The organism is Pseudoalteromonas sp. Of11M-6, from assembly GCF_022347905.1.
Taxonomy (GTDB): Bacteria; Pseudomonadota; Gammaproteobacteria; order Enterobacterales; family Alteromonadaceae; genus Pseudoalteromonas.
Genome location: NZ_JAKRFW010000035.1, coordinates 1 through 22179 on the forward strand (window position 1 = coordinate 1; position 22179 = coordinate 22179).

25 protein-coding genes are annotated in these 22179 nt (G+C 42.5%); 5 read left to right on the forward strand and 20 right to left on the reverse strand.

Annotation, left to right across the window (positions count from 1 at the left end; translation table 11 throughout):
- The first annotated feature begins 490 nt into the window (after positions 1-490).
- Entirely contained in the window at positions 491-958 is a 468-nt protein-coding gene (locus MHN32_RS15995; protein WP_010604387.1) for an RNA-binding protein, read from the forward strand.
- Here the strand turns inward: MHN32_RS15995 and murI are convergent, their stop codons facing one another.
- Complete coding sequence (gene murI / locus MHN32_RS16000; RefSeq protein ID WP_010604386.1) at positions 959-1735, reverse strand: glutamate racemase; 777 nt, start codon at positions 1733-1735, stop codon at positions 959-961.
- 63 nt (positions 1736-1798) lie between these two features.
- On the reverse strand, positions 1799-2926 hold the full coding sequence (locus MHN32_RS16005) for a DUF5610 domain-containing protein (RefSeq protein WP_010604385.1): 1128 nt from the start codon (positions 2924-2926) through the stop codon (positions 1799-1801).
- Positions 2927-3090: 164 nt separating this feature from the next.
- Between MHN32_RS16005 and trmA the strand changes: the two genes are divergently transcribed.
- Entirely contained in the window at positions 3091-4185 is a 1095-nt protein-coding gene (gene trmA, locus MHN32_RS16010; RefSeq protein WP_239422323.1) for a tRNA (uridine(54)-C5)-methyltransferase TrmA, read from the forward strand.
- Positions 4186-4195: 10 nt separating this feature from the next.
- Here the strand turns inward: trmA and MHN32_RS16015 are convergent, their stop codons facing one another.
- From MHN32_RS16015 to ccoG, 5 genes are read right to left on the reverse strand one after another with little or no spacing between them, the layout of a single operon-like run.
- Positions 4196-4654: a DUF523 domain-containing protein gene (locus tag MHN32_RS16015; protein ID WP_239422324.1), complete on the reverse strand. Its 459-nt coding sequence runs from the start codon at positions 4652-4654 to the stop codon at positions 4196-4198.
- Between the two features lie 48 nt (positions 4655-4702).
- Entirely contained in the window at positions 4703-5332 is a 630-nt protein-coding gene (locus tag MHN32_RS16020; protein WP_010604382.1) for a thiol:disulfide interchange protein DsbA/DsbL, read from the reverse strand.
- A gap of 18 nt (positions 5333-5350) precedes the next feature.
- A complete protein-coding gene (locus MHN32_RS16025) occupies positions 5351-5974 on the reverse strand; it encodes a thiol:disulfide interchange protein DsbA/DsbL (RefSeq protein ID WP_239422325.1) in 624 nt (207 codons plus the stop codon).
- Between the two features lie 16 nt (positions 5975-5990).
- The gene (locus MHN32_RS16030; RefSeq protein WP_239422326.1) at positions 5991-6965 is read right to left on the reverse strand and encodes a serine/threonine protein kinase; all 975 of its coding nucleotides are present in this window, start codon (positions 6963-6965) and stop codon (positions 5991-5993) included.
- 49 nt (positions 6966-7014) lie between these two features.
- Complete coding sequence (gene ccoG, locus MHN32_RS16035; protein ID WP_239422327.1) at positions 7015-8472, reverse strand: cytochrome c oxidase accessory protein CcoG; 1458 nt, start codon at positions 8470-8472, stop codon at positions 7015-7017.
- 249 nt (positions 8473-8721) lie between these two features.
- Here ccoG and MHN32_RS16040 point away from each other — a divergent pair, with 249 nt between their 5' ends.
- Positions 8722-9081 (forward strand): hypothetical protein, encoded by a 360-nt coding sequence (locus MHN32_RS16040; protein ID WP_026001103.1) that lies wholly within the window; start codon positions 8722-8724, stop codon positions 9079-9081.
- Entirely contained in the window at positions 9081-9284 is a 204-nt protein-coding gene (locus tag MHN32_RS16045) for a hypothetical protein (protein ID WP_010604378.1), read from the forward strand. Before MHN32_RS16040 ends, MHN32_RS16045 begins: the two co-directional genes overlap by 1 nt.
- A 3-nt stretch (positions 9285-9287) precedes the next feature.
- Here MHN32_RS16045 and MHN32_RS16050 read toward each other — a convergent pair whose 3' ends face one another.
- The 13 genes from MHN32_RS16050 to gspC form a co-directional block, all read right to left on the reverse strand.
- Positions 9288-9857 (reverse strand): UPF0149 family protein, encoded by a 570-nt coding sequence (locus tag MHN32_RS16050; RefSeq protein ID WP_010604377.1) that lies wholly within the window; start codon positions 9855-9857, stop codon positions 9288-9290.
- Between the two features lie 317 nt (positions 9858-10174).
- Positions 10175-10933 (reverse strand): type II secretion system protein N, encoded by a 759-nt coding sequence (locus MHN32_RS16055; protein ID WP_010604376.1) that lies wholly within the window; start codon positions 10931-10933, stop codon positions 10175-10177.
- Positions 10934-10935: 2 nt separating this feature from the next.
- Positions 10936-11409: a type II secretion system protein M gene (locus MHN32_RS16060; protein WP_010604375.1), complete on the reverse strand. Its 474-nt coding sequence runs from the start codon at positions 11407-11409 to the stop codon at positions 10936-10938.
- Positions 11406-12611 carry a type II secretion system protein GspL gene (gene gspL, locus MHN32_RS16065; RefSeq protein ID WP_206471519.1) on the reverse strand — a complete coding sequence of 402 codons (1206 nt, stop codon included), beginning with the start codon at positions 12609-12611 and terminating at the stop codon, positions 11406-11408. Before gspL ends, MHN32_RS16060 begins: the two co-directional genes overlap by 4 nt.
- Positions 12608-13609, reverse strand: coding sequence for a type II secretion system minor pseudopilin GspK (gene gspK, locus MHN32_RS16070; RefSeq protein ID WP_102057655.1), 1002 nt, complete (start codon positions 13607-13609; stop codon positions 12608-12610). Before gspK ends, gspL begins: the two co-directional genes overlap by 4 nt.
- Positions 13606-14244: a type II secretion system minor pseudopilin GspJ gene (gene gspJ / locus MHN32_RS16075; protein ID WP_010604372.1), complete on the reverse strand. Its 639-nt coding sequence runs from the start codon at positions 14242-14244 to the stop codon at positions 13606-13608. The genes gspK and gspJ overlap by 4 nt, the downstream gene beginning before the upstream one ends.
- Positions 14244-14621 (reverse strand): type II secretion system minor pseudopilin GspI, encoded by a 378-nt coding sequence (gspI, locus tag MHN32_RS16080; protein WP_206471521.1) that lies wholly within the window; start codon positions 14619-14621, stop codon positions 14244-14246. The genes gspJ and gspI overlap by 1 nt, the downstream gene beginning before the upstream one ends.
- Positions 14618-15211, reverse strand: a complete 594-nt coding sequence (locus MHN32_RS16085) for a prepilin-type N-terminal cleavage/methylation domain-containing protein (protein ID WP_010604370.1) — start codon at positions 15209-15211, stop codon at positions 14618-14620. Before MHN32_RS16085 ends, gspI begins: the two co-directional genes overlap by 4 nt.
- 3 nt (positions 15212-15214) lie before the next feature.
- Positions 15215-15640, reverse strand: a complete 426-nt coding sequence (gene gspG, locus MHN32_RS16090; RefSeq protein ID WP_026001105.1) for a type II secretion system major pseudopilin GspG — start codon at positions 15638-15640, stop codon at positions 15215-15217.
- A 64-nt stretch (positions 15641-15704) separates the two neighbouring features.
- The gene (gene gspF, locus MHN32_RS16095; protein WP_010378505.1) at positions 15705-16931 is read right to left on the reverse strand and encodes a type II secretion system inner membrane protein GspF; all 1227 of its coding nucleotides are present in this window, start codon (positions 16929-16931) and stop codon (positions 15705-15707) included.
- Entirely contained in the window at positions 16931-18418 is a 1488-nt protein-coding gene (gspE, locus tag MHN32_RS16100) for a type II secretion system ATPase GspE (RefSeq protein ID WP_174171065.1), read from the reverse strand. Before gspE ends, gspF begins: the two co-directional genes overlap by 1 nt.
- Before the next feature lie 91 nt (positions 18419-18509).
- Positions 18510-20576, reverse strand: coding sequence for a type II secretion system secretin GspD (gene gspD, locus MHN32_RS16105; RefSeq protein ID WP_010604368.1), 2067 nt, complete (start codon positions 20574-20576; stop codon positions 18510-18512).
- 27 nt (positions 20577-20603) lie between these two features.
- Positions 20604-21488: a type II secretion system protein GspC gene (gene gspC / locus MHN32_RS16110; RefSeq protein WP_010604367.1), complete on the reverse strand. Its 885-nt coding sequence runs from the start codon at positions 21486-21488 to the stop codon at positions 20604-20606.
- Positions 21489-21764: 276 nt separating this feature from the next.
- Here gspC and hslR point away from each other — a divergent pair, with 276 nt between their 5' ends.
- Positions 21765-22175, forward strand: coding sequence for a ribosome-associated heat shock protein Hsp15 (gene hslR / locus MHN32_RS16115; protein ID WP_010378496.1), 411 nt, complete (start codon positions 21765-21767; stop codon positions 22173-22175).
- Positions 22176-22179: the final 4 nt, after the last annotated feature.

Sequence of the window (22179 nt, forward strand, 5' to 3'; positions counted from 1 at the left end):
TCTAAATTTGTTTGCATCATCTAGCGAACTAGAATCTGCTGTTAGAACTCAATCTGTACGAGTGCCCACACAGATGATTGCTTCATATTTTTAAAGAACGTTTCGAAACATTTCGTTGTTTCGAGGGATGTGCATTTTAAGCATTCCCATTTTTTTGTCAACACTTAATTTTGAATTTCTTTATAAGAAGTTTCGAACTTAAGTTTTACTTGACACTAACTCGTTGCTGCTTTGCTTTTCAGCGTAGCGCCCCGTGTCAGTGGGGTCGCATTATAGGGCGATCCGATTTTAGTGCAACTCTTTTTTCGATCTTTTTGATCGTTCGAACAAACATTAACCAAAACCCACTTTTTAGTATAAAAACCATGCAAAAAAGGACAAATCTTACTATCAGAACTATATTAATTATTGCGAAGTTTAATTAACTCGTTAAGATAGCTAACTCACTTGTTAAATTAATGTTTAACCTTCTTTCAATTGGTATATTTATATGAAGTCTTTTGATCATAAAGCAATTTTGATCACTTTGGTTATTGCAGTAGCGAGCTTTTTCATTGTTGATCTTGCATTAAGCTCTACTCAGCTCGACGCTGCTCTTATGCTTGCCGCAGGTATTATCATCGGTGGCGTAATAAGCCAGTTTTTAAAAAGTGATACACAACAAGAAAAACAATCAAACTTATCAACCACTACATTATATGTAGGTAATCTACCATATCGAGCCAACGAACATGTTGTCCGCGAGCTTTTCGAAGAGCAAGGGCAAGTATTTTCAGTTCGCCTACTTAAGGATAAAAACACAGGCAAACGACGTGGTTTTGGTTTTGTTGAGATGTCTAAGCAAGATGCAGAAAAGGCGATTACTCAACTCAATGAACGTGAATTTCAACAACGTACATTAAAAGTAAGAGAAGCAAAGCAAAAGCCTGAAGGTGAGATGGATCACTCACCCGCTTAATTAATCTTTATTTAAATTAATAATAGAGATTACTTCTTTACTACCCATTACTGGTGCCGTTGCATAGAAACGCACTTCCGATGCACTCGGCACCTTTTCTCCTACTACTATTTGACTTCCCAACAATGACACTGCGCGATTGGCTATTGCTTTGCCAGAATCAACCAGCTCCACATGCTTCTGTAAGCAATTCTTGATATCGTGAGCTATCAACGGAAAATGTGTACATCCCAACACTAGCCTATCAACAGTGGCTGGAATGTTAAGCCGAGCTATTTCCGCGCAAAGTGCCTCTTTATCCAACTCGTTATGCCAATAAAAGTGCTCAGCGATCCTTACAAGCTCCGTTGAATGCAAAGTTTCAACTTTACAACCTGAGGTAAAATCCATGATGAGCTTATGTGTATAAGCATTATTTGACGTTGCCGGTGTTGCCAATAGTGCGATGTGCTTGGTCTTTGAACTAGACGCAGCAGGCTTAACAGCAGGAACCACACCTATAATTGGAATCTGGGTATGTTTTCTGGCTTCTTCCAACGCGTATGTTGAAGCGGTATTACATGCAATAACGATAAGATCAACATTGCCCAAGTATTGCTGTTGCCAACGAATAAGTCCCTTGATACGTGATTTGATTAGCTCTTGAGGCTGAAGGCCATATGGGAGAAAAGCGTTGTCCATAACATAACTAAATGAAACCCCCTGCAAACATGCCTTTAAGTGCGACAGCACACTGGTGCCACCGATCCCCGAATCGAAAACCAAAATATGCGACAAACTTCATACCTCAAATCAATGAAGTATGAAGTTTGCCATGAGTCCTCGCGAAAATAAACTGGCTTAGCTTGTTTGTTTTTGCTCAACTTGCTCTTTATTTAGTTCATTCAGTTTACTAAAAAAGCTACTAGCATAATCCAAAAATTCATTTAGTCTCGACTGACCTTCATTCATCCAAGCAAGCAGGTTTGGCAACTCATTATCGGCATTGAGTCCCTTAGCTTGCTCTTGCACATCTGCTAACTGCTTATTCAGTGGCATAAATGCCTTCTCTAAGTCTTTCATTGGATTGCCTTGCTGATATTGAGCAATCGCAGCAGATGTTTTACTTTGTCTTAAATCCATCGTGAAATTAGTGATCTGATCTGAGTTTAAGCTAAGCGACTTTGCCAAATCGAAAGCTTCATCGTATTCACCACCGAAAAAAGAATCACTGACATTACGGATATCTTCCATCATATCGTTAATTGCCTGCTGCTCCTCTTCGTTCAGCTCACCATTTACCTTAATTGAGAAACTGACTTCGTGAGAGGACTTAGTGCCATATGCCATGCCATAATCATTACCTTTTTGCGCAACACTCGCAGCGGCTCCCTGAGCATACGCATCGGAGAATGAAATAACGACTTCATCCCCTTCAGCTGTAGTAAATGCATATTCAGCCTGATTAGAAAGGCTCGCAAACTGTGCGGCACTGATCGCTAATGCCTTTGGCGACTTTTCTTCAAACAATTCTTTTTCAAAATCATCTAAACCTTTAAAAATCCCTTCTCGTGATTTTTCAATACCATCTTCGATGTCGGAATTGAAAGCGCCCATGCCTTTTAACTCTTCGCTGGCTTCATCAATACCCTGTAGCACGCCCTTACGTGCCCCATCTAGCATGGATTTCAATTCGTCATCATTTTTGCCGTCGACTTTGGCTTTCTTCACTGCCCCCTGAACAAAATCGAGTACATTTTTGACAATAGATTCAAAATCAAATAGTGGCTTGTCTTTTTTATCTTGTGTCGGCTTCTCAATCCCCAACGCTTCTGCAAGCTTATCATCAAGAATTTTAGCTGCTAGCTTAGATTTATTCCCCGCATAGCTGTCCGAATTAATTTGGATATTTGGTCCTATCCCTTTGCTCTTTCCAGGCTTATGCTGCATCGCTGGATTGAGCAACTGATTTAATTGCCCGATTTTCATGGTATGCCCTCCAATATATTAGTTAGATTATCGGCATATTTGCGCAAAGCTAAAGTATAATGATTAAAAAAACAGCAAACCAGACGCATCAGTGATGCTAGACTGGACAAATTAGCAACGCTCCCTAAAATAGCGCCTCTTAATTCAACATAGATGGTTTTAGCATGGCAGTAATAAAAATTGATGATTCAGCATACGAGCAACAGTTAGCAGATAAAGCTGAGCGTATCACAACACAATTTGCACAGTTTGATGCACCTGCACTTGAAGTGTATGAATCTGCAACTCGCCATTACCGCCAGCGCTGTGAATTTAGAGTATGGCATGAGGGTGAAGATCTGTTTCACATCATGTTTGACCAGCAAACAAAAGAAAAGATCCGTGTTGATAGCTTTGATCCTGGTGCGCCGCTTGTCAATGAAATGATGCAGGTGATGATACATCAGCTGAAAGGCAACGAAATATTGCGTCGTAAACTGTTTCAGATCGACTACCTCACGACACTGAGTGGTGAAGTACTGATCAGCTTGCTTTATCACAAGCAGTTAGATGAAGCGTGGCAAACCGCGATGCAGACATTGAGAGCCGAGTTGCAACAAACCTATAAAGTTGATTTTATCGGTCGTGCTAGAAAACAAAAGGTTGTGTTTGGCAACGACTATGTAACTGAAAAACTAAACGTTAACGGTATAGAATATATTTATCAGCAGGTTGAGAACAGCTTTACGCAACCGAATGCGGAAGTGAATCAGAAAATGCTAGCTTGGGCGCAGTCCATTAGTGAACCGCTAAGCAACGACCTATTAGAGCTTTATTGTGGTAACGGTAACTTTTCAATCGCATTGGCAGGCTCATTCAATAAAGTGCTGGCTACTGAGATCTCTAAATCATCAGTAAAGTCTGCACAATTTAATATTGCAGCAAACAAAGTCGATAACTTAGATATTATTCGCATGTCGAGTGAAGAGTTTACACAAGCCATGAAAGGGCAGAAGTTTTCTCGATTAGATGGTATTGATTTACAGTCCTATGATTGCCAAACGATTCTTGTCGACCCGCCTCGTGCTGGTATGGATGAATTAACCTGTCGCTTAGTCAGCAACTACGACAACATTATTTATATCTCATGTAATCCAGACACATTAGAGCGTGATTTAGCCTTGTTATGTGAAACACATAAAATCGCACGAATGGCAATTTTCGATCAGTTCCCTTATACCCATCATATTGAATCTGGCGTTTACTTAGTGAGAAAGTGATCTCTAACGATTAACGACTGGCTGCCATCGCTGTGATAAGTGCTGGCAGTTGAGTTTCGCTAAAGACTTGAATACCTGATTGCTGTAATAAAGACGCCGTTAGCCCCTGCCCTACTATTTTTTTACCTGTATGACTACCATCGTAAATCAGATTGCTGCCGCAAGACGGACTGGACTCTTTTAACAACGCAAACTTTATATCGTGCTGAAGACAAGCCGCTAGCGCTTTTTTAGCACCGAGTTCAAACGCGGTGGTAAAATCATCCCCTTGTTTACTCAAAACTTTACCATCTGCTATTTCAGCCGATGGGCGAGGTGTTGGTAAACCACCAGATATTTCGGGGCACAGCGGTAAGACCCAATTTTTTTGCCGCCAATACTGCAACGTATTGTCTTGAAGGCTTTGTGAAGAGGCGTCATACCTCACCGGATAACCTAATAAACAGCTAGAAACTAAAACTTTAAACATAAAAAAGCCCCGCAACAATTGCAGGGCTAGTCTAATACAAATTAGATTTTATTTCTTTGCTAAATAATTCACCAAAGCTGCAATTTGCTCAGGCTTAGTCGTACCAGACTCACGAAGCAATAGCTTGTATTTACCGTTTACCACGAACATTGGTACACCTGTTAGCGCGCCTTTATCAGAAAGTGTCTTCTGCATTCGTTGCATTTTTGAAGCTTTAGTACGAACAGAGAAACTGGCATAAAGTTTATCAAACTTCTCTTCTTCAACACCTTGTGCAATAAAGATATCTTTTACATCAGCAAGTTCATTGATTTTTGCGCGCTTGCCATGGATATGATTAAACATGGCTGCAACTATCTTGTCTTTTTGTGGCAGCACTTCAGCAGTTGCAAGTGCTTGTGCCAACACCTGTTGGATCTCAGGCTCTCTTGGACCAACAAAATCTATATGGCTCTTTTTAAACTTAACGCCTTCGTCCAGCTTTGGTTTAACGTCAACGATTAAATTTTCCATTGCGTTACAGGCTGGACAATAAAAAGAAAAATACTCCATTACCTCAGGCTTTTTCGTGCCACGCTCGGCAATAACTTCATAATGCACACCTTCTTCAAATGGCGCAGCCTGAGCAAGAAGAGGAAGCATTAGTGCAACCGCTAAGCCTTTTAATACTTTCAACATACTAACTTTCTCCAGTCCTTATTTTTTTAATAGATATGCGATCAATTCATCAAGCTGCTCTTGGCTCTTGATACCTTTCATTTCGATTCTGTATTTGTCATTTACGATAAAAGTTGGAACGCCTGTAAGCGCACCCGCTTCAGAAAACTTTTCTTGTGCTTTAAGCATGTTATTTTCAGCACTCACAACAGGCATACTCGTTACAGCCTGCTCAAACTTTTCAGCAGAAATCCCATTTAACTCCATTAGTGTTTTCAAATCTTTAATGTCTAACAGTTTGTTTCTTTCAACATGAATAGCATTAAAAATCTTCTCGGCAATCACATCCGCTTTGCCTGCTTGATCAGCAATAATATAGGCATAGCTTAGGTTGCTCTGCGTTTCTGTAGGAACGCCTCGCAGGAAGTTCACATGGCTTTTTTCAAAGTACGCCCCCTCAGGTAAGTTCTTTTCAATCGCTTTTGCAATTGGCTCAAAGCGGAAACAGTGAGGACAGTAAAAAGAGAAAAACTCGGTAACTTTCTCTGATTTACTCTGTTCGGTTGTTAAGGTCGTGTAGTGCTCACCTTCGGTAAAGTCTGAAGCCATTGCTGCAATAGGCAAAAATAGTGCGACTAATGCGATTCTGAATTTCTTTAGCATGTTACTCTCTCTAATTTTAAGGAAATAGGCTCAAACTTGGTTCATCTAATGCGGCAAATTGCTCTTTTAACGCTAGGATCTGTTGTTCCCAGTATTTGTCTGTCGCAAACCAAGAAAAGTTCCGTTCGAATGCAGGATCCTGCCAGCGCTGTGCCAACCAAGCCATATAATTCACCATTCTCATGGCACGTAGCGGCTCAATTAACGCAAGCTCTTTTGAATCAAACGGCATAAATTCTTCGTAACCCATAAGCAGGGTGTCTAACTGTACCAATTGCTCGTTGCGGTCGCCACTTAACATCATCCACAAGTCTTGTATTGCAGGGCCTTGCTGACAATCGTCAAGATCCACCAACATCAATTGATCTCTAGACCACAATAAATTTCCAGCATGACAATCCCCATGAAGCCGAAGTGTTTTAGTAACTTGATACTTTGAGGTTGCTTTGTTAATAACTTGCTCAAGAATAGTAACAAATGGAGTATGTAGATGACTAGGTACTAGCTGGCTTTTTAGCAGTGTTTGTTGCGCATCAACCAAAAAACGCTGGGTATTGAGCTGTGGTCTATGCTCGAATGCTCGCTCAGCCGACAGACAATGCAAGCGCCCTAGATAGCGACCTAAAATTTCTAAGTGGTCTAGATTATCGAGTTCGAACTGGCGTCCACCAACGCTTGGAAACAACGTATAGCGGTAACCTTCATGAAAGTGCAGACTACGCCCAGCAATAATTAAAGGTGCCACAACTGGCACTTCAGCTTCTTTCGCTGCCAGCGCGAACTCATGCTCTTCAAGAATTTGTTCATCCGTCCAACGCGCTGGGCGGTAAAACTTCACTACATAACGCTTGCCGTCCTCAGCACCAAATTGATAAACACGGTTTTCATAGCTATTCAGGGCCAATAACCCCGTTGTAGGATATATCTCAAGTGCCTCAATCGCATCTAAAATAAGATCCGGTGTCAGTGCGTTAAAACTAAAATCGTTCATAATGTTTATAAAAAAGCGAGGTTTTATACCTCGCTTTTACCTTACTCTATTATCTTCCTTTGAAGAAATTGGTCGGCTGCGCCAGCCGCTCTTCTGGATCTTCTTGGTTAATAAGCACAAACTCAAATTCGGTTACTGGCTTTTTCAAATCATATGGATCAATCACAACAGAGAGTGGCACATCTAATGTCGTGCCTGCAGCTAAGTGCACCTCATGCTTACCGATCACCTGATAATTACTTAGACCCGTTATTGCAATAGAAAATTTCTGCTCAACTTGCGCTTTGTTTATCACTTTCAAGGTATAGGTATTTTCTACCAATCCCTCAATATTGACACGATATAGTTGATTTCTATCCCGAATAATATCAAGATCCATCGGCTTACGCATCGCAATATTCGCAACTAATGCACCAGTGATAACGACCAGGATCATTAAATAACCGATTAATTTACCACGTACTGGTTTGGTCTTTTCGCTAGATGATTCTAAATTGCGCTCTGTAGTGTAAGCAATTAATCCGCGCGGGTAGTTCATCTTATCCATAACACCATCACAGGCATCAATACACGCACCACAGTTGATGCATTCATATTGCAAACCATTACGAATATCGATACCGGTAGGACACACCTGAACACACAGGTTACAATCAATACAATCTCCTAGACCTAGCTCTTTTGGATCTTGCTTGCGTCCTCGAGGACCGCGACTTTCACCTCGTTCGCTATCATAAGCGACGGTAAACGTATCCTTATCAAACATGGCTGATTGGAAGCGAGAGTAAGGACAGATGTGTAAACACATAATTTCCCTCATCCAACCGGCATTACCATAAGTACAAATGGTAAACACGATGATGCTAATGACGGAATAAAAACCTGCTGAAAAAGTAAGTAAATCAGGGAGCAATGAGCGGATCGGGGTAAAGTAACCAACAAAAGTGATTGCGGTATACAGTGAAAAGAGTATCCAGCTACCGTGTTTTGCCGTTTTTCGCCAAAACTTGTCAAAATCCATCGGTCTCTGATCTAGTTTTTTCCGTTGGTTTGCTGTTCCTTCAAATTTTTCTTCAAACCAAATAAAAATAAACGTCCAAACGGTTTGCGGACAGGTGTAGCCGCACCATACCCGGCCATAGAAGGTGGTCACCAAGAACAGAGCAAATGCCGCTATCATCAGAATAAAAGCAAAGATAGTCAGATCTTGTGGCCATAGTGTCATGCCAAAAATATTAAACTTCTGCTCAAAAATATCGAACAACACCGCTTGATGGCCGTGAAAGTTTAACCAAGGTAAAACCATAAATGCCAACATACCAATAAAGCCGATACGCCTTCTTAGCAGTTGATGTAGGCCAGACACCGCCCGGACATATATGCGATTACGAGGATTAAAACGATCGGGCGTAGAGCTATTGAGCGATTTCCCTTCAGTGCCACCAATTGGCTTTTGAATTTTTACTTCAGACGGTATGTTTTTAACCTTGATTCTTTCGTTCTCCATGGAAGCTCCTTAGTGCTTTGGAACGAGATGCACTTGCTACAGTGACCTTGAAAAATACAGGCTAAACTATTGCAATGTGCCCCATGACATAGTTTAGCGCTTACTATTATACGCTTTGAAACCCTATGATTAATAGTAAGTTGAGCTAAAACCCACCATAAATGATGAGAGACCTGTTGCGACCTGACAGACAAGTTTATTACACTAGGAACAAGATTTTTGTTAGCTAGATCAAATCAGCGTCAGATTATGAAAAAATTCTTAGTATTAGCCATTATAGTCGTTGCTCTGTTTACTGTGGATCATCCATTGATTAAAGAGCCAAGAGATAGGTTACTCGGTCAAGGCGTTGAAGTGCTAAGCGAGTCCAGCAAAGTACAACGCAGTACGGCTGCAAGAATCGCCAGAGCCAACGTAGTAAAAGCAATTACCATGACAGATGACGAAAAGCGCTATATTGATGAAGCCCTTGCAACAGATGAAAAAGTAAGGCTTTTCCACCTCAAGTATTGTAAAGAAAACGACTATAACTTGTATTTTTACGGCCCCGATCTCGTCAAAATCTGTGAAATTGCAGAGCAAGCCATTCATGAAGCAAAGGGATTATAATGGACTTTAGTCAATTAAATAAAAAGTCGGCAAAATCCTTTAATGATCAAAAAGCACTCATCAAAAAGCTTAGTCAGGGACGTGTTGTCAATTGCCCAAGCTGTCAGCAACCCATAGCACTCAGTTTAAGCCAATCGACGTCAAATAGAGCTGTGGCGCAATGCCAGCAGGGTTGCACATTTATCGAGTTAGATCTCGCATAAAGGTTATTCAAATAGTCCACTATTCACTGCGGCAACTTCGACTAACTCAGCATAAGATGCGGCAAACTCGTCAGCCAATTGCGCTTGAGTTAGTTGAAACTCGGCCAGTGACTGTCCTATTTTGTCACAGTAAATCGTTAACTGTTGCTCACCAAGTGCAAAGAGCCCTAGTTGTTCTGTGCTCACTTGCAAAGCTTGTTTAATATCGTCGGCGAGCGGACTGGACATCAATTGCTCGTAAAAGGGCGTTGCCGCCATTAAAAATCCTTCGGCCCAATTAATTTTTTGCTCAAGTGGTGTTTCACCATTCCAAGGCAATTGAAATTCTGTTTCGTATACCTGCTCAGAAATCTCATGATGTAAGGCCATCAATGCAAACGCAATACTCTCATCTAATTCTGGATCCGCATTGGTTAAAGTCTTAAGCCACTTATCAACCTCAATACCGTTTGGGTCTATGCAGGTAGCAAATAAATATCCTTGTAAAAAAGCGATATCAATAGAAAGCTTGCGCGCAGAAAAGTAGTTTTCTAAATTCAGCTGATCAGCTGCAGTAAAAGAGAAGTCGTGCATAGTGTTGCCTTGAACTTAGGCGCCGTATCAGCGCCTACAAAAATACTTTTATATTAATAACTAAGCTGAGATTAGATTAATACCAATTAGTCTTAATACTTGCTCAATTTGAAGGAGCAAATCTGACGCTAACTGCGTTAAAAATTTCTCATTTAGAACAACTAAATAGCAAAATTTTCGCCTTGCCTACATGGATGTAGGTACCTTGGCAATAGCAGGACGCGTAAGCGGTGTTATCGACAAGATTTTCTCGCCTCAAAATAGGTCACTTAATTAAGCAAATTGGCATAACTAAAGTCTGATATGACAGAAGTATATTATAAATTTACTGGGTAGCGACCTTCGCCATCCGGTCTACCCAAAAACTTAACCGCATCGTGTACTTCTTTTGGTAGACTTGCATCTGGCTTAATATTACCAGATACGCGAAACTGGAAATTGGCAGCAAGTGTCGCATCAGCCTGTAAGCCCAGACGATTTTCAGGGTCAACAAGCACGGCAATATCTCCTGATTTACAATCGAGCTGGCCACTAAGGTCGCCGATACTAAACCAACCATTCATGCCTTTAACATCAATATTTGGACTACTTATCTCACCATTTAGTCCTTCACAGTATGGTGCACCACTTTGGTACTTTTTCACATTGACGATAACACGCCCTTTGGCATCAACCGGCAATGGCAGGGTTACTTGATCCATAGCCTGCTCAACACTGAAACGAAGTGAGGCATTATTTACCATCACTGATTTACTGACTAAATTCGATGAGAAATTAGCTTTTCCTGAGATCTCATTTTTATCTCTCGCATTACCAAACTGTACATTACCTGCCAGATCACCGAGTAGTAAAGCCGACGGTTCAAGCTCCCACTGAACCTGATTCAATTGAATGTTATTGAATCTCACACCGCTCACTTGACCATGCCAAACAGAACCATTTACTGCACCTAGCTGCAAATTAGCTGGCAATTGACCTTTAAAAACTTGCAGCAACACCGCTGCTGGCATAGTAAAAGCACTAAAAATAATAAATGCGAGTAAAAATATAATGAGTAGAGATAGTGTTTTTTTCATAATTATTTCTCTAAAACCAAGCGACTAACACGCACAAAGCCAGGTAAATTCCCTTGTGTAAGGTCTAGGTTTTCTACTTTTACTCCATGCTTATTTGTCAGTTCATCTATCCAAGCAACAAGTTTATTAAATTCCACATCATCGATGGTTAAACGCAGGCTTTCGCCACTAGGTTGCATTTTACTGATATCGATTTGAAAGCGGCCACGGGTGTTATTGACTATCTGGCTGATATTACCGCCGCTAATCACCTGTGCAGGGCTGTTAGATTTCAGCTTATTCACGCTTTGACCAACCCAATTTACGAGCTCGTGATTACGTTTTAGCTTAGCTTCGGCATCGCTGACAGCCTGATTTAAAGGTTTGAATATACCCATTATCAGAACAAAAACGACAAAAATAACGCCGGCAACGATCAGCAGTTTTTGTTCTTGCTCTTTTAAACCACGCCAATAGTTAACTGCTTGCTGCTTCATGCTGCACCTCGAATACGAATTTCACCCACCACAAAGTCACCATCATTGTTCAGGGCCCCCTGTTCAACGCTTACACCGCGTTGCTCTAAAATTGCTTTGACCTGACCAAATATCTGGAACTCTTTTGCGCGCGCTCTAATTCTGAGTTCATTCCTACGTTTGTCGTAACGTAGCGTTTCAGGAGCGAAAGCATCAACCTCTTCATAAATGGCCACAAAATGATTTGTTAATTCGAGCAAGCCGCCTTGCTCCGTACCAGATAAAGCATCAAGCTCATTTTGGATCTGTTTTTTCAATAAGTGCGGACGCACTACTTTATTTGGAAATGCCTGTTGATACATAGCAACCGCTTGGGTTTCTAGCTGATTAGCTTGATGACTTATTACATACAGTTGAGTGCCTTTAATTGCGATAAAGCTCACTACTGCCACGCTCGCCGCTATTAAGCCACTGCGCCAATCACGCCACCACTGCGGTTGCTTTTTCTTCGCAGCGAACCGACCTTGACGCAAATTAAAATCAATATTTGATAATGATTTCGCGAAGATGGCTAAAGGTAAATCGTAATCTTGTTGTTGCGCAGTGAGCGCTATCGTTTCTGAGAAATCACTTGCAGGGCTAAAATGCGCCAGCTGCTCAACACCCGCAATGGCGAGGTACTCGTTAACCCAGCTAAGTTCAGCAGTGCCAACTTGCCAAGCATTGTGTTTGAATAGCCATTGCTGCCCTAACTGCACGGCACTAGTCATCTCTTCATGAAGCGGCAGACATAAGGCGTCTGGTAGCGCTTTACTTACACTGATCCCTGCGTCATCGAAGGCACTAAACCAGCTTTGTAGCCAACTGCTATCACAAATCGCAACATCGATAGTATGTGTGTCGGCTTTCATACCCGGTTTACCAATTGCGATAAATAGCGCATCGATGTCGGTCGCGACATGTTCCTCAAGCATAAATGGTAAGGCTTGCTCTAGTTTCCTATTCCATTTTGCTGGTAATTCTAGCGTGCGTAACTGCACCGCTGTCGCTGGTAGTAACAAAACAACTGGTCTCGTTTGCGCTTTTTCGGCAAGGCTACCAAGCTGTTCACTCCCTTCTAATTCACCACTGGCAATAATTTGTTGTTGTTCTGTTGACCACACTAACCAGTGTATTGTCGCCTGGTGTGACTGATCCACACGGATCAATAATTGTTCTGTCACTCTACGCCTCCAAATTTACGAGCAAGCACGTACGCTTTACCATCTTTTGTTTCTATAATTGATGTGAGAGAAAAGCGTCGCTCATCAAACACAGCTGTTGCTCGCAACTGAAAATAATTGCTGTTAATCGTAAAAATTTTGGAAGTCTTGTTAGGGTCTTTGACCCCTTGATTCGCGACTTCCGTGTAAAATTCATTGATATCGGTAAAACCTTTTTTCGGCCTTGCAGAAATAATAGCTTCAGCACCTGATTTCGATAAACCAGGCATAAGCGCACTGAGTAAAAGCGCTTGTTCTGGCAATATCGTATTGACGTTTACCGCGAGCTCCTCACTACCGGGGATCACGCAAACATAAGGCTTAATTTTTTCCATCACCAGTGGGTTAAAGCCCTTAATCACTCGTAGCTCACTAACAGACGCCATCAAATTATTAGCCGTTAAATAAGGCGTCTGATTAGACATATACTCGTCTTCTTCTGCCCCTGAGCGGTAAGTAATGCTATCTTCGTCAAGCCAATCGTAGACACTATCAGCAAGGGCTTCCTCGCTTTCGTTACTCGGCAAATCCTCAATATTCTTCAAAAGCTCCAATAGCGCAGCATGGGCTGGGTTAGTATTCTTTCCACCAATCTGCTGACCACCTTGGTTATTTCCATTTGTTTGTGACTTTGCTCTCAAGGCATTCAGGTTTAGGCATGCCTGTAAGTCTGTAACTTTACCGCTCAACGTACCATGGTCAACGGGGTAAGGCACTTCTTCACGAGCCCAAGGCTGGTCTAGATTAACGGTATCAGGATCATCTTTTTTCGCTTGTATCAACGCTCTTTTGACTAATTCCTCAGCACCATAGCTATACCACTTGGCTTGTTGCTGAGTTTGAATATTCGAGGCCTTTTGTACCTGCACCATTAAACTACTCGCCATTTCAGCGGCAATTGTCGCTGCCAATGCAACGATGAAAAGTACGATAACAAGCGCTGCACCTTGCTGCTTCATGGCTGTTGCCCCTTATCATCAGCGACACCACTGCCTGGCGTTAAAAATAAACGGCTTATTGGATCCGAGTCTTTTCTTTGCAACGTCACTTTAATCGCTTTAGGTAACGATTTCGACTTCCAATCAGCTTGCCATTTTAGTTTGTCGTCCAAAAATTCAAACTTTAATTCTTCGACATCTTCCAAGATGACCTGCGCGCGTGGCTCTGTTCCATCTAGCTGATCAACGTATATTCGATAAATACGCTCAAGCTTGTCATCGATAACCCGATAGCCCACTGCCTGCAGTTCAGAGCGAGGCAATAAACTAATAGGGTTAGTCCAACCATCACGAACAAAAGCGATACCATCATATTGGCTCTCAAGCTCATACCGGCCATGGATGATATAAGTTGGGCTAAAATCCCCTGCTTCATTTCTGACTTCTCGCTTAGTGATCTGATTAAAATCCTGATCCATCAAGCGGAAAGTCGTTTGTAGACCTTCAATTTCGGCAATTTTTTCCGCTGATGCAGCTTGGGCCTTCAGCGTTGAATCTAAAATTTGGTGAGTCGCCGTCACCACCACCGCTAAAATAGCCAGTGCCAACAATACTTCTATTAGCGTGAAACCACGCTGAGGTGTATGCACTGTCACTACTTACTCCGGTACATAAAAGTGGTGATGTCATACACTGAGTTTTTGAGTTCAGGTTCGCGGAAAACGTGCACGGTGAGCTTTACAAAGCTAGGATCTGCGGTTTGTTGGATATGCTGTTGCCAATACCAAGTGACCCCGGCCATTTCCTCTTCGCCTTTGTTACCATTCTTCCCATGCCAGTCATCGCCTTGCGCACGCAAAAATACCAAGCGATTTTCTGCCACCCACGACGCATAGGTCTGCTCTTCAAGCGAGCCGATATGGTTTATATGTTCGCTTGTTGCTTGCATTGCAGCAATACCAGCGACAGCACAAATACTGAGCGCAACCATGACTTCAAGTAAGGTAAAGCCCAAGCTTTTTCTAGCGTTCATTCTTCAGGTTCCCGCTTCAGCCCTACTGGTGCCATAAATTCACCTTCGACAAAAAATATTGGCTCTTGAAGCTCTTTATTTTCCACACTTAATCTAAATGCGCTGACTTCACCGGAAGATAAAATAAGTACTTGCGGGATCTTGAGCTTTTTAAGTTCAAGCAAATTGTCGTCGTCGCCGCCACTCATCAACTCTCGCCAATTTGCTTGCTCAAGTAAGTTATCTTGAGACCAAGGCAGATCTTCTAAGATTAATTCCACTTTGTACTGCTCAGGCAGCTCAATTGGTTTGTAGATATCGTCGGCTTCGAAAGTTCGCCACTTCTCACCGTCAAAAACCAAAAACTCAATCACACCTTTATCTAAGTGAAAACCAAGTTCAACCTGATTTAGTACTGCAAATTCTGATGCAAGATTAATCGTCCCCTGCACACGCATAGCCATGGTTTCGAGCTCTTCCTCATCACTATCACTGACGGTATAAGTAATGAGGTTTACTGAAAAAGCAATGATCACCAAGACAATAAGGACTTCTAGTAAACTGAAGCCCTTTACCTTAGCTAATGCCGGTTTATGCAGAGGTGCTAACATAGATTAACGTTCGTCTTCCGTATCCCAGTTACCGATATCATCATCAGTTCCAACTTCGCCATCCGGACCCATTGAAAAGATATCGATTTGGCTCATTTCGCCAGGACTTACTAATTGGTAAGGATTACCCCATGGATCTTCTGGAAGCTTAGAAATAAAGCCACCTTCAGGGAAACGTTTTGGTACCGGGTCAATATTGGTTTGCGTTACCAAAGCTTCCAAGCCTTGCTCTGTAGTTGGATAGCGTTTGTTTTTTAGTTTGTACATCTTCATTGCGTCTTCAATCTGACGAATATCTAGACGTGCCTTTTCTTTTGCTGCTTCTTCTTGTTGACCCATCACGTTAGGCGCAACGATAGATAAGATCATACCGATGATAACAAGTACCACCATCACTTCTAGTAGTGAGAAACCTGATTGTTTTTTCACAATGTTTACCTCAATGCTGTTATTGATGACCATGCAAAAACATGCGATGGCCTTTCCTTTTTGACTACAATCCTACGGCTTTGTTCATCGCCATAATCGGCTGAAGAATCGCCATAACTATAAACAGTACAATAATTGCCATCGTCGCTATCATCGCAGGTTCTAGCAACTTCAGCGAGACATTTACCATACTTTCAAATTCTCTTTCTTGGTTATTCGCTGCACGCTCAAGCATCTGTTCTAATTCACCCGACTTTTCACCGCTGGCAATCATGTGCAGCATCATAGGTGGGAACATTTTGGTCTGTTGCAACGACGCTCTAAGGCTTGCACCTTCACTCACACGAGTCGCCGCTTCTGCAACGGAGGCTTTGATTTTTTCGTTCTCAAGTACTTGGCCTGAGATTTTCATGCCCTCAAGTAGCGGAACAGAACTCGATGAGAGAATACTTAAGGTACGCGCAAATCGTGCAGTATTGACACTGCGAGTTACCTTACCAAGACCTGGTAAACTCAGCAGCTTACTATCATACCAAAAGCGGATCTTAGGTTTTTGTAATGCTTTTTTAATCGCGTAGGTGCCAATGACAACCACTGCCAATGTGATCATCCAGTAGTTTTGTACAAAATTACTGGCAGCCATAACCCACTCTGTTGTCCAAGGCAGTGCTTGCTTAGATTTCTCAAAGGTCTTCAAGATCTTTGGTACTACCGTTCCCAATAGAATGGAAACAATCGCGATAGCAAAGATGACCAAAATAATGGGATACACCATCGCTTGCGTAATTTGGCTGCGCATATGCTGGCGCTGTTCAGTGTAATCGGCCAAGCGATTTAGTACTTCATCTAAGTGCCCTGACTTTTCTCCAGCGGCAACCATTGAGCGGTACAAGTGATCAAATACGTGAGGAAACTCCGACATACCATCTGCAAGTGTATAACCTTCAACGACTTTTGATCTTACCGCCATCAGCATACGCTTTAGTCTTGGCTTTTCGCATTGCTCAGCTACAGCCATCACCGCAGCTTCAACAGGTAAAGAGGATTGGATCAAGGTTGCCAACTGGCGCGTGATCAAGGCAAGATCTGATACCGAGGGACGGTAGCCTTTAAAAAGCGTAAAACCACCACTACTTTGGTTTTTATCTTTCTCCGCAGCAGGCAAAACTTCAAGTGGCATCATGGCTTTTTCTCTTAGCATCTGCCTAACTTGCTTCGCCGTGTCTGCTTCTAAAATTCCTTTCTTCTCTTTGCCTTTACCATCTAAGGCGCGGTATTCAAACGCAGCCATTAGCCTTCCTCACGTGTTACACGCATTACTTCTTCTAAGGTTGTTTGGCCAGCAAGTACTCGCGAACAGCCATCTTGTCGGATGCTTGGCGTACGCTTACGAATATACTTCTCAACCGCCTGCTCACCTTTACCGTTATGAATAAGTTCACGGATGGGCTCATCAACGATGAGAAGCTCATGAATACCCGTACGGCCTTTGTAACCATTGAAATTACACTCTTCACAGCCGACTGCACGGAAGATTTGCGTGCCACTGTCTTTGGCCACACCCAGTAGTTCACATTCTCGTTCATCCGCCAAATGCGCTTCTTTACAGTTAGGGCAAAGTGTTCTTACCAATCGCTGTGACAGCACGCCTAGTAGTGATGAACTTAAAAGGAATGGCTCAACCCCCATATCTTCCATACGCGTGATAGCACCAGCGGCCGTATTCGTATGCAGTGTGGATAATACCAAGTGGCCGGTCAAAGATGCTTGAACACCAATTTGCGCGGTTTCTAAATCTCGGATCTCACCAACCATCACCACATCGGGATCTTGACGTAGGATCGCACGTAAACCTCGAGCGAATGTCATATCCACTTTTGGATTTACTTGTGTTTGGCCAATGCCTGGGATTTCATATTCAATCGGATCTTCAACCGTTAAAATATTGCGATCCTTAGAATTGATTTGTGTCATGCCTGCGTACAAGGTCGTACTCTTACCTGAGCCCGTTGGACCGGTAACCAGTATGATGCCGTGAGGCTTGGCTATGATCTCTGCAAACGCATCGCGGTTTGCTTGGGTCATGCCCAAATCTTCGAGATCTAATCGCGCATTATTTTTGTCTAGTAGACGCAGCACCACTCGCTCACCAAAGCTTGATGGCATCGTCGATACACGCACATCCACGGCTCGCCCCGCAATCCGCAGACTAATACGGCCATCCTGCGGCACACGTTTTTCTGCGATGTCGAGCTTAGCCATTACTTTGATACGAGAAACTAATAATGAAGACAATTTACGGTTTGGCTTCAAGACTTCTTTCAGTACACCATCAACCCTAAAGCGAATAACTAGTTCTTGCTCGAATGTTTCGATATGAATATCCGATGCACCTTCTTTTATCGCTTCACTCAACATGGCATTAATTAGCTTGATGATAGGCGCATCATCATCCGCGGCAAGCAGGTCTTCTGTTTGTGGCAATTCTTCAGCAAGCGAGAACAAGTCCATCTCGTTGCCGATGTCTTCCATCATCTGTTGTGTTTCAGAGCTGTCTCTTTGATAAGACGCCTCAAGCATATGCTCAAAGCGTTCTTCATCTAAAGCTTCGAGATGTAATGTCTTTCCTGCAACTCGGCGTACCTCCATCAACGTTTCAAGATCGAGCGTACCTTTGTGAAAGAGCTTAGCCTGATCGCCATCAGGGCTGAGTAACACCCCTTTGCGACGTGCAAACGAAAATGGCAAACGTAAAGTGATTGCTGGGACGGGCGGCATTTCAGCCACCTCACCTAGTATTGGCTCAGCGCTTTGCAGCTGCGCTGCCATCTCTTCAGCTTCAGCTCCTAAATCCGGCGTGACTTTCTCATCAATCATTTTCACGCTCTTTTTTGTTTTGTTCTTTTAAGAACTCTTCATACGTAGGAGGCAGAGTAAGCTTATCATCCCACTTAGGTAAGATTGGCGTGTCTTCAAATGGCATTAGCTCAATGCCATCTTCTCTTTGTTTATGCTGCTCACCACGGATAAAGTTATATTTTGAATGGCTAATTTCATTCATACTGCGGCTATCACGTACAATAGTCGGACGAATGAATACTAATAGATTGCGTTTTTCCTTTTTAGTCCCTGTTGATCTAAATAGGTGACCTAATATTGGAATGTCACCCAATAGTGGTACTTTAGATACACTTTCTTGAACGGTTTCATCAATCAGACCACCTAAGATAACCATGCCGCCATCATCAGCGATAACCGTGGTATTGATAGCACGTTTAGCCACTCGAATATCCACCGACGTCGCACCTTTCACGCTTGATACTTCTTGTTCTATCGTCAGTTGAACCGCTGTGCCATCGTTAATCTGAGGGGTTACTTTTAATTTAATACCCACTTCTTGGCGGTCTACCGTTTGGAACGGGTTTGAATTATTGTCGTTCGCCGTTGAACCCGTAACAATTGGCACTTCTTCACCGACGATCATGGACGCTTCTTCGTTATCCATAGTCGTAACCGATGGCGTGGCAAGAATATTTGAGTTGGTATCAGTAGTTACCGCTTGAATGATTGCACCCCAATCATTCTTGACAATACCTGCGGCTAACCCATTAATACCGCCTAGAACTTTGGCAAGCCCAGTCAAATCGCCCTTAACAGTCTCATCATATTCTGTTGTTTTTCCAGATTCTGTACCTGTTATATTTTTAGTGACTGTTTTGTCACGAGCTTGCTCAGCAGCAACCGCTATGGATCCAATTGGTGCAGTTGTACCGTCATTAAACTGTAGCATACCGCCTTTTTCAGAGATCCATTGTAAGCCAAGGTTAATACCATCGGCTTCAGAAACCTCAACAACAATCGCTTCAACCAATACTTGGGCACGACGGATATCCAGTTTTTTAATAACTTGACTCAGTGAACGCATAGTGTCTGGCTGCGCCGTTATCACCAATGAGTTTGAGTCTTCATGCGCCTCAATGCTGGTTTCATTTTTGCTACTACTGCGAGTTCTTGCTTGCTGACCTGCGGCTTGCTCTTCTTCAATCGATTTACTCACGCCTTGAAGAACCTTAACCAGATCTTCAGCTTTTGCGTAATTCAGATAGAAGACCTGAGTATTGCCTTGGGATTGCAACTCGTCGTCTAAACGCTTTATAAGCTCAGCAGCTCGGCTACGCGCCTGTGACTCGCCGCTGACAATGACGCTATTAGTGCGGGTATCTGACACAATTTTCGGGATAAGGAAGTCTGGTACACCGCCTTTCCCTGAGTCTTGAAAAATCTTTTCAACGACTTTAACAACATCTTCAGCAGTGGCATGCTTCAGCTTAACGATATCAACACGTTTATCACCTGCTTGGTCAACCGTTTTGATTATATCAACTAGGCGATTCACCGAGGACGCGTGGCCAGTTAGCATCATCACGTTTGCTGAATTTAGATTGGTTACGTGACCACCATCTTTTTGGTCACTGAACTGACGAATAAGTGGACCAAGCTCTTGCACGCTAACGTTCTTCACGCGAACAACGCGTGTTACCATTACGTCACCATTACCTAGCTCTTCACCAGATACCAAAGGTACATTTGACTTTTTACCATCAGAACTACGAACTACCTTAAGCACACCGCTATCCATTTCAATAACAGAATAACCATACACTTCCAGCACGTTTAAAAAGAACTGATAATAAAGCTTTTCATCCATCAACTCATAACTGCGAACATTGATATTACCGCGCACGTTAGGGTCTATGATGATAGTTTTATTCAGCTTATCACTAACGATATTAATGAATTCATTAATATCGGTACCTTTGAAGTTCGCGGCATATTCAACCGCAGAAACAGAAAGTGAAATACCAGCAGCAATCAAGAGCGTTGCATACTTAGCTAACCCTTTTTTGGTTTTTGTGAGGTGTAGCTTTTTACCCATTATTCTAAAACTCCAAAATTAGTAACTTTACAGGCTAAACTGCACATCCATCACTTGACCGTCTCGCTCAATCGTGATGTTCGCATCTGTGCTCGTTCTAAGTTCATTAATAGCTGACATAGCCTGTTTCATATCCGTGAGCTGAAACCCATTAATTGCGATTGCTAAATCATTCGCTTTAAGCCCCACCTGTTCGAACAATTCAGGATCCTTTCCAGGTGAGAGACGATAGCCAATAACTTCGCCGTTACGCTGTTCCGGAGCAATCTTAATATAATCAAATAATTTACCTGGATCGCTGAGCAATTCCTGGCGACGATTTGCTAGTTCATTTCGAGATGGGGTTGGTGAAGCTGTGCTGTTGACGATTTTCTTTGACTTTGTTGGCATCGCCACAGTGCGACTAAACTCTATACCATCTAACATCAGCGTTTCAAAACGCCCACTGACATCCAAAATCACACGATCAGGTAACACTCGGGCAAGCTTAGCGCGAGTGCCTGTGATTGGTGCATCAACTGAGTAGGTCTCCTGGCGACCCTGAGACTCGATAATAGCAAGACCCGCACCATCATCTTGGCTTACCGCTACGATACCGGTTAGCCTAACGTTAAGCGTTGTTTCTGGTGCATCAGAAACCACGGGCTGTGGTTTGGTATCAGGCTTAGCATTTGCCTCACCAAACAAATTTTGAGCGACAATTCCTTGGCTTGTGATACCGCTACTTGATTGACTATACAGTTGTGATGCTGGAAGCAAGGGTTGTGTTTGTGGCACTGGCCATAACAACCAAAATAATTGCGAAAAGAGAAACGCAACGTAAACAACCGACAGGACAACAATGATACGACTCAATTTTGCGTGAGGCAAACCAAGCCAAAACTTCTGAAGCTGTTGTAACTGTAATTCCATATAATACTTTTCTTATTTTCTTGAACGCCCCAGTGTACCGCCTCGAAATTTTTTCAACAAGCGTGCATTTGTTAAACTTTTAATTAAATAGGTACACCGTAGGCCAATTAACTGAATCTAAACTTAACCTTGGAACATAGACACACATATTAGTTCATTTTTTAGGTAAAGTGCGATTAACTCACAAGTTTAGTGCCTGTCATCTACTTTGTTTGCATAACGAAATATGCTAAATTTGTTAGGTTAAATTTCACACTAGCAAATAGTTAACGAATTGTGACAAAACTCCAACAGGAAAACAACCAATCTGAACAGAAAGTTCGTATTGATAAGTGGTTATGGGCTGCTCGCTTTTACAAAACACGAGCGCTTGCTCGCGATATGGTCCAAGGTGGCAAAGTACATTACAACGGTCAACGCTGTAAACCAAGTAAAACGGTTGAAGTCGGCGCGGTAGTGAAATTAGCCCAAGGATATGAAGAGAAAGAAGTAACCATACTCAAAATCATGGAAAAGCGACAAGCGGCTCCAATTGCTCAAACTCTTTATGAAGAGTCTGAAGCAAGCATTGAAAAACGAACGCAAAACGCGTTGGCGCGCCAAAACAATAGCTTGTTTGCGCCTCGTCCTGCCACTAAGCCGGACAAGAAACAACGCCGTGAATTACTTAAATTGAAATCAAACTAGGATT

Excerpts from the sequence above, each read along its gene's own strand:
- MHN32_RS15995 (WP_010604387.1), top strand. The coding sequence starts at position 491 with ATGAAGTCTTTTGATCATAAAGCAATTTTGATCACTTTGGTTATTGCA.
- MHN32_RS16005 (WP_010604385.1), bottom strand. The coding sequence starts at position 2,926 with ATGAAAATCGGGCAATTAAATCAGTTGCTCAATCCAGCGATGCAGCAT.
- trmA (WP_239422323.1), top strand. The coding sequence starts at position 3,091 with ATGGCAGTAATAAAAATTGATGATTCAGCATACGAGCAACAGTTAGCA.
- MHN32_RS16015 (WP_239422324.1), bottom strand. The coding sequence starts at position 4,654 with ATGTTTAAAGTTTTAGTTTCTAGCTGTTTATTAGGTTATCCGGTGAGG.
- MHN32_RS16020 (WP_010604382.1), bottom strand. The coding sequence starts at position 5,332 with ATGTTGAAAGTATTAAAAGGCTTAGCGGTTGCACTAATGCTTCCTCTT.
- MHN32_RS16025 (WP_239422325.1), bottom strand. The coding sequence starts at position 5,974 with ATGCTAAAGAAATTCAGAATCGCATTAGTCGCACTATTTTTGCCTATT.
- MHN32_RS16030 (WP_239422326.1), bottom strand. The coding sequence starts at position 6,965 with ATGAACGATTTTAGTTTTAACGCACTGACACCGGATCTTATTTTAGAT.
- ccoG (WP_239422327.1), bottom strand. The coding sequence starts at position 8,472 with ATGGAGAACGAAAGAATCAAGGTTAAAAACATACCGTCTGAAGTAAAA.
- MHN32_RS16040 (WP_026001103.1), top strand. The coding sequence starts at position 8,722 with ATGAAAAAATTCTTAGTATTAGCCATTATAGTCGTTGCTCTGTTTACT.
- MHN32_RS16045 (WP_010604378.1), top strand. The coding sequence starts at position 9,081 with ATGGACTTTAGTCAATTAAATAAAAAGTCGGCAAAATCCTTTAATGAT.
- MHN32_RS16050 (WP_010604377.1), bottom strand. The coding sequence starts at position 9,857 with ATGCACGACTTCTCTTTTACTGCAGCTGATCAGCTGAATTTAGAAAAC.
- MHN32_RS16055 (WP_010604376.1), bottom strand. The coding sequence starts at position 10,933 with ATGAAAAAAACACTATCTCTACTCATTATATTTTTACTCGCATTTATT.
- MHN32_RS16060 (WP_010604375.1), bottom strand. The coding sequence starts at position 11,409 with ATGAAGCAGCAAGCAGTTAACTATTGGCGTGGTTTAAAAGAGCAAGAA.
- gspK (WP_102057655.1), bottom strand. The coding sequence starts at position 13,609 with ATGAAGCAGCAAGGTGCAGCGCTTGTTATCGTACTTTTCATCGTTGCA.
- gspI (WP_206471521.1), bottom strand. The coding sequence starts at position 14,621 with ATGAACGCTAGAAAAAGCTTGGGCTTTACCTTACTTGAAGTCATGGTT.
- MHN32_RS16085 (WP_010604370.1), bottom strand. The coding sequence starts at position 15,211 with ATGTTAGCACCTCTGCATAAACCGGCATTAGCTAAGGTAAAGGGCTTC.
- gspF (WP_010378505.1), bottom strand. The coding sequence starts at position 16,931 with ATGGCTGCGTTTGAATACCGCGCCTTAGATGGTAAAGGCAAAGAGAAG.
- gspE (WP_174171065.1), bottom strand. The coding sequence starts at position 18,418 with ATGCCGCCCGTCCCAGCAATCACTTTACGTTTGCCATTTTCGTTTGCA.
- gspD (WP_010604368.1), bottom strand. The coding sequence starts at position 20,576 with ATGGGTAAAAAGCTACACCTCACAAAAACCAAAAAAGGGTTAGCTAAG.
- gspC (WP_010604367.1), bottom strand. The coding sequence starts at position 21,488 with ATGGAATTACAGTTACAACAGCTTCAGAAGTTTTGGCTTGGTTTGCCT.